The sequence below is a fragment of the Mesorhizobium sp. KR9-304 genome, from assembly GCF_040049215.1.
GTDB lineage: Bacteria > Pseudomonadota > Alphaproteobacteria > Rhizobiales > Rhizobiaceae > Mesorhizobium_K.
Map to the genome: position 1 here is coordinate 186,689 of NZ_JBDZDN010000003.1, position 15,718 is coordinate 202,406.

At 62.4% G+C, this 15,718-nt stretch carries 11 protein-coding genes; 4 read left to right on the plus strand and 7 right to left on the minus strand.

The genetic code is table 11. The features are described from left to right. Positions 1-40: 40 nt before the first annotated feature. Positions 41-499 carry a helix-turn-helix domain-containing protein gene (locus ABLE71_RS17130; RefSeq protein WP_348784681.1) on the minus strand — a complete coding sequence of 153 codons (459 nt, stop codon included), beginning with the start codon at positions 497-499 and terminating at the stop codon, positions 41-43. Positions 500-1,451: 952 nt separating this feature from the next. Between ABLE71_RS17130 and ABLE71_RS17135 the strand changes: the two genes are divergently transcribed. Further along, positions 1,452-2,141 (plus strand): hypothetical protein, encoded by a 690-nt coding sequence (locus ABLE71_RS17135; protein ID WP_348784682.1) that lies wholly within the window; start codon positions 1,452-1,454, stop codon positions 2,139-2,141. 629 nt (positions 2,142-2,770) lie between these two features. Further along, positions 2,771-3,937, plus strand: a complete 1,167-nt coding sequence (locus ABLE71_RS17140) for an alpha/beta hydrolase (RefSeq protein WP_348784683.1) — start codon at positions 2,771-2,773, stop codon at positions 3,935-3,937. 56 nt (positions 3,938-3,993) lie between these two features. On the opposite strand, the gene carB is transcribed toward ABLE71_RS17140, so the two are convergent. The 4 genes from carB to ABLE71_RS17160 all read right to left on the minus strand — a co-directional run bounded on the left by carB (position 3,994) and on the right by ABLE71_RS17160 (position 12,344). Beyond that, on the minus strand, positions 3,994-7,470 hold the full coding sequence (gene carB / locus ABLE71_RS17145) for a carbamoyl-phosphate synthase large subunit (protein ID WP_348784684.1): 3,477 nt from the start codon (positions 7,468-7,470) through the stop codon (positions 3,994-3,996). A gap of 155 nt (positions 7,471-7,625) precedes the next feature. Next, positions 7,626-10,538: a caspase family protein gene (locus tag ABLE71_RS17150; RefSeq protein WP_348784685.1), complete on the minus strand. Its 2,913-nt coding sequence runs from the start codon at positions 10,536-10,538 to the stop codon at positions 7,626-7,628. Between the two features lie 140 nt (positions 10,539-10,678). Further along, positions 10,679-11,752, minus strand: coding sequence for a serine protease (locus ABLE71_RS17155; RefSeq protein ID WP_348784686.1), 1,074 nt, complete (start codon positions 11,750-11,752; stop codon positions 10,679-10,681). 136 nt (positions 11,753-11,888) lie between these two features. After that, entirely contained in the window at positions 11,889-12,344 is a 456-nt protein-coding gene (locus ABLE71_RS17160; RefSeq protein ID WP_348784687.1) for a MarR family winged helix-turn-helix transcriptional regulator, read from the minus strand. Between the two features lie 178 nt (positions 12,345-12,522). Here ABLE71_RS17160 and ABLE71_RS17165 point away from each other — a divergent pair, with 178 nt between their 5' ends. Next, positions 12,523-13,317: an SDR family oxidoreductase gene (locus ABLE71_RS17165; RefSeq protein WP_348784688.1), complete on the plus strand. Its 795-nt coding sequence runs from the start codon at positions 12,523-12,525 to the stop codon at positions 13,315-13,317. A 2-nt stretch (positions 13,318-13,319) separates the two neighbouring features. Here ABLE71_RS17165 and ABLE71_RS17170 read toward each other — a convergent pair whose 3' ends face one another. Then, positions 13,320-13,658 carry a helix-turn-helix domain-containing protein gene (locus ABLE71_RS17170; protein ID WP_348784689.1) on the minus strand — a complete coding sequence of 113 codons (339 nt, stop codon included), beginning with the start codon at positions 13,656-13,658 and terminating at the stop codon, positions 13,320-13,322. 119 nt (positions 13,659-13,777) lie between these two features. On the opposite strand from ABLE71_RS17170, the gene ABLE71_RS17175 reads away from it, so the two are divergent. Further along, positions 13,778-14,962, plus strand: coding sequence for an MFS transporter (locus ABLE71_RS17175; RefSeq protein ID WP_348784690.1), 1,185 nt, complete (start codon positions 13,778-13,780; stop codon positions 14,960-14,962). A 28-nt stretch (positions 14,963-14,990) separates the two neighbouring features. On the opposite strand, the gene ABLE71_RS17180 is transcribed toward ABLE71_RS17175, so the two are convergent. Next, positions 14,991-15,650, minus strand: coding sequence for a dihydrofolate reductase family protein (locus tag ABLE71_RS17180; RefSeq protein ID WP_348784691.1), 660 nt, complete (start codon positions 15,648-15,650; stop codon positions 14,991-14,993). Between the last annotated feature and the right edge of the window lie 68 nt (positions 15,651-15,718).

Sequence of the window (15,718 nt, forward strand, 5' to 3'; positions counted from 1 at the left end):
AATTGAGGCGGGCTCACATTTTGAGAGTGTGACTCAGGAATCAGGCGGCGACCGCTTCCAGCAGTCGATACCCATCATCGTTGACGTGACGAATTTCGATGGGCTGGGTCTTTGCCGAATGCACACTCCGGCGGGACAGTTCATCCACGCCGAAGGTCGAGGACAATTCCAGCTTCTCAATCGCAAGCCTGCGGATGATCGTCTCCGCCGAACTATCGATCTCGTATTCTCCCCTTTCCCATCGACCAACAGACTGCTTGTCGTGATGGACCAGCGCGCCAAGTTCCGACTGGGTGTACCCCATCTCGGTTCGCAGGAATCGCAATTCATCGGGGCTGATCCCATGTGCATGAGACACAATCCCAAGGGCGATCACGCGGTGCAATTCATTGACAGCCGGGATCGTGATGATCTCGTCACCGTCGTCATCGACTTCCATCGGAAGGCCGTCGATGAAGACGTTCTTCAGTCCGGATTCGGTGTAGTGGTGCCTAGTCATCTTCTTCTCCAGTGAACGTACCAGCTCGGGTCTCGATTTCGTCGACCCACATAACACTTACAATCTTCAGGAGGGTTCCAGGCTTGTCTGGGACCACAATGACCCGAAGCGTCCTATTTCCCCCATTGGGGCACATGCTCTCCATTGCGTACTTCTTGTAGTGGGGCCGCGTTGAATCCATTGGATCCATGTGGACGAACCCATTCTTGAGGACGAATAGAACGTCACCCAAGATAATCCCTCTTTCGGCAATTCGTTCTCTAGCATGGCGCTTGTAGGTAATCGTTAGAGTTCGAGAGCGCGCAATCGCGCGAATCTCATCGGTCGCCTGCTCCTTCGGCCAGTTGCATCCGCCCGCCACAACGCCCTGTCCCCCATTCGGTTGCTGCATTTTTATATCATGACGATACATCTTCCTACTAATCCTTTTAGGTCAATCCAATGTGCCACGGTTAAAAATCTTCCAATCAAAAGGGCGCTCGCGGGATAACGAGCGCCCTTTTTTCACTTCTTGATGCGCGTGACGATATGCGTGTTCGACTTTCGAATTGCCGTCGCCACAGAAGTAAACCGGCCTGAGATCGCACTGCGTCCTACGGTTACGGTCTTCTTTCCCATCGCTACCACCTCCTTCCCGAGCCCGTCGGCTCTACGTCGGAGAGTCAGGTGGTGCGGTTCATATGTATCACCATGATACCTATGTCAAGGGGCCGGGCGGGAAATTAGGACAACTGCCCTCTAATTAGGACAGCACCCCGAGCCGGATGAGATCGTAATCGTCAATAAAAAGCGACCCCATGCGCAGCGCGTCAAAAATCCTACACAGCTAGGAGACGTATTTTCGTCGCTAGGATCGAATCTCAATCCGATTCTTACGCAACTGGCAAAAACCCGGCGGGCGATTTTTGTAGAAGGCAAAGATTATCAAATAATCGGAAAATTTGCGACGCGATTGGGCTTCGCGGAAACTGGAAACCGCGGGAATTTTGCTGTCATCCCCGTTGAGGGATTCAATCCTGAAAGAGCAAAAAGCATAAAAATTGGCATGGAACTGACGCTGGGAACTCATATTTCCTCTGCGGTCATTTTTGATCGTGACTACAGGAGCGACGGTGAATGCAAGTCGATTGAGGATGCATGTAGTAAGTTTTCGGACCTTGTCTCGTTACATAATCGAAAGGAAATAGAGAACTTTTTGCTGATACCTTCCGCGCTAGATAGATCTGCAAGGGCGAAATTGGCGGATCTTGCGAGGCGGGGTGGTGAAGAGATAGAGTATAAAGTATCGGCCAATGATGTACTTGAACAATTTGCTGCCGAGAAGAAAAGCTATGTTGCCGCTCAATATCTTACCGAGAGGAGAAGATTCGAGCGAAATGTCAACCCAGGCACGAGCGATGCCACAATCAGCGAAAAAGCATTGAATGATTTTGAGAAAGATTGGTCCGATGCGGATAGGAGGATGCAGGTCATACCGGGGAAAGATGCCCTTCGGTATTTCAATAGAATTTTGCAAGAGACACACAACGTCAATGTTACACATACGTCCATTATTGACGCCATGAAGAAAGACGAGATCCCCACAGATATGGTCGGTCTGATAACGAAAATCTCTGAATTCGCTAGCAGGCTGATTGAATAGCCGGTATGACGAATTCGTGTTCCGCGAACCGGCTGCTCACCCCCCGCAAGGGGGGAGATAAGGACAGCACTCAGGCAAAATACTCCTGCAGCGGCCGTACCTCCAGGCTGCCCGCCTTGAGCGCGGCGATGGCTTCGGCTACCGCTGCCGCGCCCGAGAGCGTGGTGTAATACGGCACCTTCTGCATAAGGTGGCGCAGCGAAATAGGGTAGCTTAGGCCGGCTCAGCCATCCCACTTGCCGGCGCCACGGCCACCACGACCGCGTAGGCGGACCACTCGATAAATCCGGCATCTTCGCGAAGTGCGTCGAGCCTACGCGGGCGAGGGGCTCGCCCTGCCAGTCCTCGAAGGCGAGCCGATCGCGACTCCGACCTCGTGCAGGGCCTCGTCGAGCGTGTCGGCAACAGCGATGACGCCTGGCACGTCTGGAAAAGACACCGGTTTGCAGGTCGCAAGACCCTCTCAAGCGTCGTCAGAAATGAGACTTGCTTCGCGTCCGCGCGACGCAGATGCGTGGCAAGGACGCGAAGAGATACAAACCCCTCAGAACAGGCCTTCCATCGATGTCGGAGAACGGTGGCATGGTTGTTGCGTGGCATGGCCAGACCAACAACTCGAGGGATCTGCGATGAAAATCTGCTTCTCGTCACTCGCCAAGATTCACTGTGTTATGGCGATTTTTCTGGCCCAGTTTTTCGGATTTCTTGTTGTCAGCTCAGCCAATAGTCAAGACTGCACCACAGAGGCGCGCTGCCATGTCCAACTCGATACCGGGATAGACATGGCCTATACCGACGCCGGCCCGAAGGACGGCAAGCCTATCGTTTTCGTGCATGGACTTACCGACAATCTCTATATGTGGTCGCTGGTAACAGAAAAAATTACCGCACTGGATCCTGCCTTCCGTCTCGTGAGCATCGATTTGCGCGGTCATGGCGAAAGCAGCATGCCGTCGGGCAAGGATTGCCCGAATGCCCCCCAGACGTGTTTCACGGCGAAACTCTACGCAGAAGATCTGCACGATTTTCTTGGCAAGATGGGCATAGAGGGCGCTTTCGTTGTCGGCCAGTCGATGGGCTCAATTGTCGCGCAACAGATCGCACTTGACTATCCGCAGGATGTTGCCGGCATCGTCCTGGTCGCTACGTCCGGAAACGTGGGTGGCAATCCGGTTTTGAAGTGGCTGACCGACGACATTCTTCTTGGGTCATGGAAGCCGGCGCTTGCGAAAAAGGGGATGGACACGCCTGAAGCATTGTGGTCCGCGCTTCCCGCGGATGCAGATCCGCAGGCATTGCAGTGGATGAAGGACAATTGGGTCGGCGACAGGTTCGCGCCAGCGGATTTTATCGACAAGATGTCGGAGCTTACCGCCAAAATCCGGGTCGGAACCTTCTTCGGCGCCACAAAGGGTCTCGATCAATACAATAATTTGACCCGATTGGAGAATCTCAAAGTACCCGCCTTTCTCCTATGGGGAGTGCAGGATGCGATCTTTGAGTTTGACCGCGACCAGGTTCCGATCATCGCCGCCCTGACGAAAGCCGCCTCCGACGGTCATACAAAGGCGGTTTGGAAGCAATATGGCGTTTCACCTGCCCCCGCCAGCGGCGGCCCCACCGATGTTGGCCATAGCGTGGCATGGGAGCTGCCTGAACAGACCGCCCTGGACATCGTGTCATTCATCAGGACCGGGCAACCGACGCCAGATTTATATCGCATCGCTGAAAGAGAAGGCGGAAAGTTCGAGATCGTCACGGAAAAAGGCAAGGCGCATATCAAGCGGTTTGACTAAGGCATGCCGAGCGGTTCCGCCGCCGCAAGGCGGCGGCCGCATTCCAAAGCCAGCCCTCAGGCAAAATACTCCTGCAGCGGGCGCACTTCGAGCGAACCGGCTTTCAGCGCAGCGATGGCTTCGGCGACGGCGGCGGCGCCCGAGAGCGTGGTGTAATACGGCACCTTCTGCATCAGCGTGGCGCGGCGCAGCGACTTGGAGTCGGAGACGGCCTTCTGTCCGTCCGTGGTGTTGAAGACGATCTGCACCTGGCGGTTGCGGATGGCGTCCTCGATATGCGGGCGGCCCTCCAGCACCTTGTTGATTTTCTGGGCCTCGACGCCGTTTTCGGCGAGGAAGCGCTGCGTGCCGCCGGTGGCGAGCACGCGGAAACCGAGCCCGGCGAGACGCTTGACCGCCGGCAGGATGCCCGGCTTGTCCTCGTCGCGCACCGAGACGAACAGCGTGCCCGAGCGGGGCAGGTCGACGTTTGCGCCGAGCTGGCTCTTGGCGAAGGCCAGCGCGAAATCATAGTCGAGGCCCATGACCTCGCCGGTCGACTTCATTTCCGGGCCGAGCAGGATGTCGACGCCGGGGAAGCGCGCGAAGGGGAAGACGGCTTCCTTGACCGCGATGTGGCCGGGGTTTCGCGGGTCGGGTTTCGGGCCGTAGTGGGAAAACGCGTCGTCGAGGCTCTCGCCGGCCATGATGCGCGCCGCGATCTTGGCGATCGGGCTGCCGATCGTCTTGGCGACGAACGGCACGGTGCGCGACGCGCGGGGGTTGACCTCCAGCACGAAGATGACGCCGTCCTTGATGGCGTATTGCACGTTCATCAGCCCGCCGACATTGAGCGCGCGGGCAAGGGCCGCCGTCTGCCGCTCCAGCTCGTCGACCAGCGCGGGCGCGAGCGAGTGGACGGGCAGCGAGCAGGCCGAGTCGCCCGAATGGATGCCGGCCTCCTCGATATGTTCCATGATGCCCGAGACGAAGGTGTTCTTGCCGTCGCAGAGGCAATCGACGTCGACCTCGATGGCGCCGGAAAGATAGGTGTCGAAGAGCAGCGGGTTCTTGCCCAAGAGCGTGTTGATCTGGCCGGTCTTGTCGTTGGGGTATTTCTGCTTGATGTCCTCCGGCACCAGGCCGGGCACGGTGTCGAGCAGGTAGGACTGCAGCATGGATTCGTCGTGGATGATCTGCATGGCGCGGCCGCCGAGCACGTAGGACGGGCGCACGACGAGCGGGAAGCCGAGCCCCTCGGCGACGCTGCGCGCCTGCTCGACCGACCAGGCGATGCCATTGCGGGGCTGGGTGAGGTTGAGGCGGTGGAGCAGCTTCTGGAAGCGGTCGCGGTCCTCGGCGAGGTCGATCATGTCGGGCGACGTGCCGAGGATCGGGATGCCGGCCTTCTCCAGCGCGTCGGCGAGCTTCAGCGGCGTCTGGCCGCCGAACTGCACGATGACGCCCAGAAGCTCGCCCGAGGCCTGTTCGGCGCGAAGAATCTCCAGCACGTCCTCCGCCGTCAGCGGCTCGAAATAGAGGCGGTCCGAGGTGTCGTAGTCGGTCGACACGGTCTCGGGGTTGCAGTTGACCATGATCGCCTCGTAGCCGGCGTCGCGCAGGGCGAAGGCGGCGTGGCAGCAGCAATAGTCGAACTCGATGCCCTGGCCGATGCGGTTCGGCCCGCCGCCGAGGATGACGACCTTTCGGCGCGCGGAGACCTGCGCCTCCGAGCGCGTCGCGCCGGCGAACGGAGTCTCGTAGGTCGAATACATGTAGGCGGTGGGCGAGGCGAATTCGGCAGCGCACGTGTCGATGCGCTTGTAGACCGGGTGGACGTTCAGCCGGTCGCGGTGGGCGGCGACGAAGTCGGGGTCCTTGCCCGACAGCGAGGCGAGCCGCGCATCGGAGAACCCCATCGACTTCAGCATGCGCAGGTTCTCGGCATCGGCGGGCAGGCCGTGCTCGCGGATGCGGGCTTCCATCGAAATGATGCCGGCGATTTGTTCGAGGAACCACGGGTCGATCTTGCACATGTCGTGCACTTCCTCGAGCGACGTGCCCATGCGGATCGCCTGCGCGACCATGCGCAGACGATCCGGGGTGGGCGTGCCGAGCGCGGCGCGGATGGCGTTCTTGTCCTCCGCGTGACCCAGGCCGGGGATCTCGATCTCGTCGAGGCCGGTGAGGCCGGTTTCCAGCCCGCGCAAGGCCTTCTGCAGCGATTCCTGGAAGGTGCGGCCGATCGCCATGACCTCGCCGACCGACTTCATGGCGGTGGTGAGCGTGGGCTCCGCGCCGGGGAATTTCTCGAAGGCGAAGCGCGGGATCTTGGTGACGACGTAGTCGATACTGGGCTCGAAACTGGCGGGCGTCGCGCCGCCGGTGATGTCGTTCTCCAGCTCGTCCAGCGTGTAGCCGACCGCGAGTTTCGCCGCGACCTTGGCGATCGGGAAGCCGGTCGCCTTGGAGGCAAGTGCCGACGAGCGCGACACGCGCGGGTTCATCTCGATGACCACCAGCCGCCCGTCGGCGGGGTTGACGGCGAACTGCACGTTGGAGCCGCCGGTCTCGACGCCGATCTCGCGCAACACCGCGATCGAGGCGTTGCGCATCATCTGGTATTCTTTGTCGGTCAGCGTCAGCGCCGGCGCGACGGTGATCGAATCGCCGGTGTGCACGCCCATCGGGTCGATGTTCTCGATCGAGCAGATGATGATGCAGTTGTCCGCCTTGTCGCGGACGACCTCCATCTCGTACTCCTTCCAGCCGAGCACGCTCTCCTCGATCAGCACCTCGGTGGTCGGCGAGGCGTCGAGGCCGGACTGCACGATGTCGAAGAACTCGGCGCGGTTGTAGGCGATGCCGCCGCCGGTGCCGCCCATGGTGAAGGAGGGGCGGATGATGGCGGGCAGGCCGACATGGTCGAGCGCCTGGGCGGCGACCGCCATGGCATGGCCGATATAGCGCTGCTTGCGGTCGCCCTCGCCGAGGTTCCACTGGGTCTCCAGCGCGTCGAACTCGGCGTCGGAGGCGTTGCCGGCCTTGAGGCTAGCGCGCTCGGCCTCGTGGCGCTTGCGGTCCTCGTCTTTGGGCAGGGTGGCGTTGGCGAGCATCGACTTCGGCGTCTCGAGCCCGATCCTGGCCATCGCCTCGCGGAAGAGGGAACGGTCCTCGGCCTTGTCGATGGCGTGAGCGTCCGCGCCGATCATCTCGACATTGTAGCGCTCCAGCACGCCCATGCGGCGCAGCGACAGCGCCGTGTTGAGCGCGGTCTGCCCGCCCATGGTGGGCAGCAGCGCGTCGGGGCGCTCGCGCGCGATAATCTTGGCGACGACCTCGGGCGTGATCGGCTCGATATAGGTGGCGTCGGCAAGCTCCGGGTCGGTCATGATGGTGGCCGGGTTGGAGTTCACCAGGATGACGCGGAAACCCTCCTCCTTCAGCGCCTTGCAGGCCTGGGTGCCCGAATAGTCGAACTCGCAGGCCTGGCCGATGACGATGGGGCCGGCCCCGATGATCAGGATCGACTTGATGTCGGTGCGTCTTGGCATGGAGCGTCCGTGGCTGCGCGACGCACCGAACGGGTGGCTTCACGTTCGCGCGCGAACGCGACGCGGCCCCGGCCGGTGCGCGGAGGGATTCTGATGTGCGGCTAGGCGGGCCTTATAGGGGAGGGGGAAGGGGAAGGGAACCCCGGAAATGCGGTTCATTCCACTGCAGCCAAAGCCTGTCGGACGCGATCGAGATTGGCCGATGCTTCCTGCGCTGTCGCCCCGTCTGAGGCGGTCAAGCTGCCGGCCACCGCGGTTTCGCAGAGCGCTTTCGCCTCGTTCAGAATGGCACGGTCATGTTTCATTCGGCCGATGTTCAACAATGCGCGGCAGAGGCTGTCTTCAGTGTAATGGACCAAGGGTGATTGAATCTGCAATTGTAGATCGAGGGCCTCTCGGAGGATCGTCTGTGCGTCCGCAAGGCGAATAAGGTCACGCTCCTGTTCACCGATAAGGACAAGAGAATAACCTATCATGTTCTGTAGGCTGGCCCAGGTAGATGGATTTTCTGCTCGGGTATAAACTTGCAAAGCGTTCGACCAAGCCGCTATGGCCTTTTCGTGGGCGCGAATCTCACGATGCATCGCGCTGCGCTCGGCTAGCTCCGAATACGTGATACCCAGTGAACGTTGCGTGTCCGCCCATTCAAGGGGCTCGCGCTCGCGGTCGTATTCCTCAAGGGCCGCACTGAATGCTGCTGCCGCTTGCTCCAGCGGTGCGATGCTCTCTTCGTGTTTTCCCTGCATACGCAGCGCGAGACCGAGCCTACGCTGCGCATTGGCCCAATCGACTGGCTCTCGCTTTCGGTCGTAATCGCGAAGGGCAGCACGAAAGGCTACCTCTGCTTCTTGCAACGGTGCCAATGCCCCCTCGAGCGACCCAAGGTTCAGAAGCGCCGTGCCGAGACTGTACTGCGCCTCAGCTCTCTTATTGGTCAACACTTCAAGCGCGGGGTCGTGCATCGCCGTACGAAATGCGGCCGCAGATTCCTTTATCCTGGCCGGGCTACCTTCGAGCACTCCGAGTTCCAGTAGCGCCCCACCGAGATACACTTGCGTCAATGCCCACCGCATCACGGTGTCTTCGGGTGTTTGTCCCTCCAGGATAGCACGAAAGGCGTTCACTGCCTCCGCCAGCAGTTCCTGGTCGTTCTCCCGTGAGCCGAGTTTCCACAAGACCAAGCCGAGAAAGTTCTGGTTCGAATCCCACTCTGGTCGATTATTTTCGCGAGAAGAACCTTGGATCGCCGCACGAAAGGCGACCACCGCCTCTTTCAAGTCCTCAACGTCATTCTTCCGTTCGCCGAGCGCCCAAAACGTCCCTCCCAACTCGGCCTGCGTTTTCGCCCATTCGCGCGGCGAACGGGCGCGAGTGCGCACCTGGAGTGCGGCACGATACGCAGCTATGGCGTCCTCAAGCCGCGCGGTCCCTTTTTCGCTGCGTGCTAGCTGTTGGAAAACGGCACCGAGAGCAAACTGCGTCGTGGCCCATTTTTCGCGGTCGCCAAGAGTCTCGGCGATGAGCAATGCCTGTTTGCCAGCTATGACCGCGCGCTCAAGCGATGAGTCATCTTTGCCCCAGCCGCCATGTAACGTTAAGGCTTGGACCTCGGCATTCCTGTATTGCCAGGCAAGCGATGCGTCTCGGCCGTCTACCAGAGCAAAGGCTTCAGCATAGTCCTGCGCCGCCGCCAAATAGTCTGAAGCGAGCGCCTTCGTGCCGGCACTTCTGGCGAAGACGGCCGCGCCTTCGATAAAACGCTGGCGCAGAGTTTTTTCCTGTTGTTCCAAAGTTGGCCGGAGCGCACGGAACCGGGCCTTGGCGCGCTGGCGCAGTGCGTCGGCGGTTGACAATGCGCCCTCCTGCTCGGCGTGGTCGGCCAAGGCGGACAGGCGCATGATTTCGGGATCGGGACTGCTGATAGCTCTGCGTTCAGCGAGGATGACGGCCAGACGTTCGGCTTCGGCGCGGAGAACCTTATCAAGTTCGGACGGATCGGTGGGGGCTTTCGCACCCAACGCCCGAAGTATCGCGTAGAGCGCGTCCATCGGTACGCCGCCGTCGGTGGCGACGGCTTCCACGCGACGACGCTCTGGGTCAGGCAGCGCCGCAATCGTCACCAGAAGCTGCCGCCGCTCCTTGAGAATTTCGCCCTCTTCACCTTCAACGCCCTTCGGCTTTTCCCCGAAATAAAGCAGCCGCCTCAAGCTCTCGTTGACCCACGGTCGCTGCTTGCCCGCAGTCTTCAGATAGACTTCCTCCGCCACCATGCGCATGACCACGCCGAACTCCTCGCCAGCCATGGCGTCGAAGTGGCGAAGCACGGCGGCGGCGTACGGGCTGTTCGAGCCCGCATCGCCATCGAGCGCTGCCTTGCCTGGTTCGGCCGCGAAGGCGATGACGGTGCCGAGATTTTCGTCAGCAGGCGCAGATTGTGGCTCGGCCGGTTTCAAGCCGGCCGCGCCGCGCGTCTCGCCGAGGCCGGCGGTGGCTATCGGCGCCGGTTCCGTGTCGGGTTGGGCGCGCACCATAGACCCTGCCGGAAACGGGCTGTCGCGGCAGGCGTCGAGCATGACGATCATGACTGGCACGGTCGCCTTGAGCTTCGTGATCAAGGCCGAGACCGGAACGAGCTTCTTGGCGGCTGCATCGAGCGCGGAAAGATCGGCATCGACGGGGACAAGATAGTTCTCGCCGCCAGCCTCGATGCCATGGCCCGAATAATAAAGCACCGCGACGTCGGCATTCTCCGCGTCCTCGGCGAAACGCTCGAGGTCGCGGGCAAGCGTCTCGGCGTCGCGGTCGACGCGGCGCACGGAATCAAAGCCGAGGTCGGCAAGCAGCTTCTCGATGGCGTCTGCGTCGTTCTTCGGATTGGGCAGCGGCGTCAGATGTTGGTAATCGGACTGGCCGATCACCAGCGCCACGCCGCGCAGCGCGCGCTGCTCTTGTGCCAAGGCGCCGAAGATCAAAGGCAGCAGGAGGGGGACGGAAAAAACGAGCGCCGTGACGGCGAGGCGAACGAAGCGTCCTCCGTCAGGCGACCCGCATGTCCAGGCACCGCTCAAAGCGTGCATCCAAGCCGATCCCGAAATCCTGGCCGATTGTCGCACGGAATGCGGCAAATGACAGGGGCAGGCATCGCCGCGCCTGCGCGGCTGATTAGGGAAGGCCAGGCGCGGCAGCCCGCGCCCGGCTTAGGGCGTCGCTATTCGGCGTGCTGCTGGACCCATTCGAAATAGGTCCAGGTCAGGCGGATTCCGATGTTGGTGTCGGGCCTGCTGGCGATGTTGACGCCGTTGATGGTGCGTTCCTTGGTGTCGGGATTGTAGTCGTAGACGGAGCTTCCGCTCGACCCCGGCCAAGTGTCGCAGTCATATTGCATGTTGGTTTCGTTGGCGAGCGACGGGTCGACCTTGCAGGAGGCGCGCCACATGGTGCCGTCCGGCTTGTCGCCGGGATAGCCGACGATGTTGGCGTCGAATTCATAGGCCGGGTCGTAGACCGAATAGCCCATCCAGCCGAGATTCGAGCCGGCCGGCTGGTCGAGCACGACGACGGCGATGTCCCAGGGAACGACCGAGCCGTAATAGCCCTGCCAGTTCGAAATGAAGCCGGAGGGAATAAAGACGTCGCGCCAGTTGTACCTGCCGTATGGTGCGCGGCCCTGGCCGTTCAGGGCGGGGTAGAACTCATAGTCCTCGAGCCATCCGCCCGCCTCGTGGTCGTAGACGCAATGCGCCGCCGTGATCAGCGTGCGGCTGGAGATCAGCGTCGCCGAGCAGAGACCCCAATTGCCGTTGCCCTTGTTTGCGTGCAACTGGCCGAAGGTCCGGAACGGATATTTGGTGGTGTCGGTGATGCGGACGCGGTTGTCTTCGCCGATGACGGTGCGCGAGGCCTCGTCGAAGAGCGGATCGGCCCCGGTCATGGGCGCCGCCCTGGTTTCCTTGTCGCCCTTGAGCTGGCGGATGATGGTCGTGCGCAGCGCCTCGTTGGGCTCGACGGATTTCTCGCTGCCGTTGCGGGAACGGACGACGGTGGTGAACCCCTTCTGCAGTTCCTCTTCGGTCGGCTCCCTCACCGAGCGCTGCTCTGCGTCGTCGAGCTTCGGCGTCATGTCGACGAGTTTGCGTTTGGAAAGATCCGGCATTTCCTCGAGCGAGCGCGGCATCTCTCCATTGCCCTCGCTGCCGGCCCGGCTCTGCGCCGACGCGGCCGATAGTGCGATGCCCGAGGCGCAAACGAACGCCGCGGCAAACGATGCGTATTTCAATGTCATGATCAGTTCTCCCAAGCCCAGCCGGCGAGAAACTACACATTCATGACCGGATAATGGCAACCCCCACGGGAATGTTTTTTCCGGGGTTGCAGGCTGGCGGGATGAATCGGGAGGCAGACGCGCGACCCAATTGCCGTCACGGGGCCGGGGCGCCGCCGAGGTCGAGCCGGGCTATCTCGTCGAGCGCGGTGCGCAGCCGCTTGGCCTTCTCGGCGCCGATCAGATCCTCGAGCCGCCGCTGGGCGACCAGCCAGAGCTGCATCACCTCGGCGAGCTTCTTCTCGCCGGCCTTCGTCAGCCTGATACGGCGGATGCGGCGGTCCTGCCTGTCGTTGAAGGTCTCGACATAACCGTCGCGGATGAGCGGCTTCAGCGTATGGCCGAGCGCCGACAGGTCCATGATGAGGGCGGCGGCGATCTCGCCCATCGCCGGCTCGCCGCCGGCGTGGATCTGGTAGAGCAGGCCCTGCTGCGTGGCCTTCAGACCCGCCGGCGCCACCGCATCGTCGTAGAACTGGCCGAGCTTGCGCGCGGCGCGCCTGAGCGTCGCGTTGTTGCAGGCCGACGTGGCTGAGAATGCGTCCTTGGACATGGCTGGCTCCAGCAGCAGCGACGCCGCCGCCCGACGAGGCGCTTGGGTGCAAGAGAAATAACCGTTCGCAACGCCGTTGACAAGAAGGTGGCATATACCTATAAATTGATAGTGGCATATGCCAGTAATAATCCGGGCGGCGAACGGGCCGCCCGCCGAACCGAAAAAGGACGAGACCATGAGCAGGATTGAAGACAGAGGCACGGCGGTGGTGACCGGCGCGTCGTCGGGGCTTGGCGCGGTCTATGCCGAGCGCCTGGCGGGGCAGGGCTATGACCTCGTGCTGGTGGCGCGGCGCGCGGACAGGCTGGAGGCGCTTGCCGAAGCCATCAGGCGCAAGCACGGCCGGTCGGTGTCGGCCTTTGCCGCCGACCTTGCCGATGACGGCGACCTTCGCCGGCTGGAAGAGAGGATCGCCGGCGACGGCAACATAACGCTGCTGGTCAACAATGCCGGCATAGGCGGCCAGAAGGTCGTGGCGGAGGCCGACGCCGAGGACATCGCCAAGCAGATCAAGGTCAATGTCGTCGCGCTGTCGCGCCTGACGCGCGCCGTGCTGCCCGGATTGATCGGGAAGGGCGAGGGCGCGGTCGTCAACATCGCCTCGATCCTGGCCTTCGATACCGGCTTCGGCGGCATCTACAGCGGAACGAAGGCCTATGTCGTGAACTTCACCGAGGGCCTGCAGCGCGAGCTGGAGGGCACCGGCGTCAAGGCCCAGGTCGTGCTGCCCGGCCCGATCAGGACGGAATTCTGGGACATCGCGGGCGGCGATATTTCCGCGTTGCCGCCGGAGTACATCATGACGGCCGAGGATCTGGTCGACGCAGCGCTTGCAGGCCTTGCGCAGGGCGAGGCGTTCACCGCGCCCGGTCTTGCCGATCTTGCCGAAGTGGAGAAGTACCGGCAGGCGCGCGGCGCATTCTACGGCAAGCTCGTCGCCGGCAAGCCGGCGGCGCGCTACGCGGCATGAGCCTACCGGGCCTCCAGCCCGGCGTGCGCCGGCAAATGCCTCGCCGACGCCAGGATCGAATCGAGCAGGCCCGGAAAGCGGCGGTCGAGATCATCGCGCCGCAGCGAGATCAGCCGGCTGGTCCCGGCCACCTCGGTGCGCGTGACGCCGGCTTCCCGCAGCTTCGCGAGGTGGTAGCTGAGATTGGTCTTGGAGCCGAGGTCGAGGAAGCCTCCACAGGCAAGCGGCGTGCCCTCGTCGCGGGCGAGATAGGCGATGATGCCGAGCCTGGTCGGGTCGCCGAGCACGCCGAGGATCGTGGCGAGATCGAGCTGTTCGACGGAGGGGTGGGGCAGGCCCATTCCGGTCACCTCGTATAGCCCTGCCTGGCAGCAAGCCGTCAGGAGCGAAACGTTGCGACCTTGACACAGTCGCGGTCGAGGTTCAATTGTTCAATGATATTTGAACTAAGGAGAGTTGCGTGGACAGACGTCTGATATGGTTGGCCGTCGGCGCATTCGCCACCAGCACGGTGGCGTTCGTCTTCGCGGGACTGCTGCCGCTGATCTCGGCCTCGGCCAAAATCTCGATCGCCGAAGCGGGGCGCCTGATGACGGTGTTCTCGCTGTCATATGCGATCGGCACGCCTGTTCTCTCGACCCTGTTCGGCAGGGTCGACCGCCGCCGCGTCATCGCCATGGCGCTGCTCTGCTTCATATCGGGCAACGCGCTTGCCGCGGCGAGCGGCTCCTATCTCGGGCTGCTCGGCGCGCAGATCGTCATGGGCACGGCGGCGGGGCTCTTTGCCTCCACCGCGCAGGCGACGGCGATCGCATTGTCCTCGCCCGACCACCGCGCCCGCGCCGTCTCGGCCGTGCTCGGCGGCACGACGCTCGCCGTGGCGATCGGCGCGCCACTCGGCGCGCTGATCGGCAACATGGCCGGCTGGCGCGCGACCTACCTCTTCGTCGCCGCGCTCGCCTTCGCGTGCCTCGCCGTGCTGTGGCTGCGCCTGCCGCACGGCATCGCCGGGGTAAAACTGTCGCTCAAGGAGCGCGTGATGGTGATCGGCAGGCCGGGCGTGCTGCCGTCGCTCATCGTGACGTTCCTCTATCTGACCGGCGGCTTCGCGGTGATCTGCTATTTCGGTCCGCTTGCGACCGAAGGGGCCGGGATGCCGGTGGCGTTGGTGCCGGCCATGCTACTGGTGTTCGGACTCGGCGCCGTGATCGGCAACTATTCGAGCGGGCAGCTCGCCGACCGGCTGGGCGCGACGCGCGTGGTGACGCTGTCGCTCACAGGCTCCATGGTTATCTGCGTGCTGCTCACCCTGATACTGGAATTCGCGCCAGCCAATCTGGCCGGACCGCTGCTGATCGCGCTGATGCTGCCCTGGGGCATCGTCGGCTGGATGTTCCCGCCGGCGCAGGCGAGCCGGCTGGTCGCCGCAGCGCCCGAGCTTGCGAGCCTGACCATGCCGCTCAACGTCTCGGCCATGTATTTCGGCATCGCGCTCGGCAGCTTCGTCGGCGGCCAGGCGCTCGAGCTGGCGCCGCCGGCCGAGCTCGGGCTGATCGCGGCGGTGTTCTCGCTGGCGGCACTCGGCGTGCTGGCGGCGAGCACGCGGCAGGCAAGCAGGCGGGAAATCCGGTATCCGGCAGAATGAGCACCAAGCTCAACGATGACCGACGAGCCTAGGTGAGGTTCTTCCGGCGCTCCAACTCGGCCGGCGTTGGCTCGTCCTGCGCGAAGGAACCGGTCTTAACCGGACCGTCCGGCATATAGGTCGAGACGATGGCCCCGGTGGGATAAGATTGCGACTTCACCAGGTTCAGGCTGGACGGGGCAATTCCATCGCCGAAGAGGCGCTTGCCCTTGCCGAGCAGGAGCGGGAAGGTCAGCACTGTGAATTCGTCGACCAGGCCGTGCTTCAGCAGCGTCTGGATGAGGTCGCTCGATCCCTGGACCAGCAGGTCCGGGCCGTCGCCGGTCTTGATCTTCTTCAGTGAGGTGACGGCATCGTCGCCCAGCCACTGGCTGTTTTTCCAGCCGAACTTTCTGGTCGACCGGCTCGCCACATATTTGGTGGCCTTGTTGAAGGCCTCGGCGATAGGCGCGTCCGGGCCACTGTATTGAGGCCAGTAGGCGGCGAAGATGTCGTAGGTCTTGCGCCCCAGCAGCAGGTCGAAAGGCTTGCTGAAGACCTCGTCCAACGACGCGCCGAGCGTCTCGTCGAAAAAGGGAAACGTCCAGCCGCCGAACTTGAAGCCGCCGGTCGGATCTTCGTCCGGACCGCCCGGCGCCTGCATGACGCCGTCGAGGCTGACGAAGGTGGCAGTGGTGATCTTTCTCATGGTCTGGTCTCCTTTCGCGGTCGGTCTCTGGTTTTGACCGGGCTCACTGCAACGACGAACGAAGCAAC

What these genes read in the sequence shown, in the direction of transcription:
- carB (WP_348784684.1), bottom strand. Translation starts at nt 7,470, where the DNA reads ATGCCAAGACGCACCGACATCAAGTCGATCCTGATCATCGGGGCCGGC.
- ABLE71_RS17155 (WP_348784686.1), bottom strand. Translation starts at nt 11,752, where the DNA reads ATGACATTGAAATACGCATCGTTTGCCGCGGCGTTCGTTTGCGCCTCG.
- ABLE71_RS17130 (WP_348784681.1), bottom strand. Translation starts at nt 499, where the DNA reads ATGACTAGGCACCACTACACCGAATCCGGACTGAAGAACGTCTTCATC.
- ABLE71_RS17140 (WP_348784683.1), top strand. Translation starts at nt 2,771, where the DNA reads ATGAAAATCTGCTTCTCGTCACTCGCCAAGATTCACTGTGTTATGGCG.
- ABLE71_RS17180 (WP_348784691.1), bottom strand. Translation starts at nt 15,650, where the DNA reads ATGAGAAAGATCACCACTGCCACCTTCGTCAGCCTCGACGGCGTCATG.
- ABLE71_RS17160 (WP_348784687.1), bottom strand. Translation starts at nt 12,344, where the DNA reads ATGTCCAAGGACGCATTCTCAGCCACGTCGGCCTGCAACAACGCGACG.
- ABLE71_RS17165 (WP_348784688.1), top strand. Translation starts at nt 12,523, where the DNA reads ATGAGCAGGATTGAAGACAGAGGCACGGCGGTGGTGACCGGCGCGTCG.
- ABLE71_RS17170 (WP_348784689.1), bottom strand. Translation starts at nt 13,658, where the DNA reads ATGGGCCTGCCCCACCCCTCCGTCGAACAGCTCGATCTCGCCACGATC.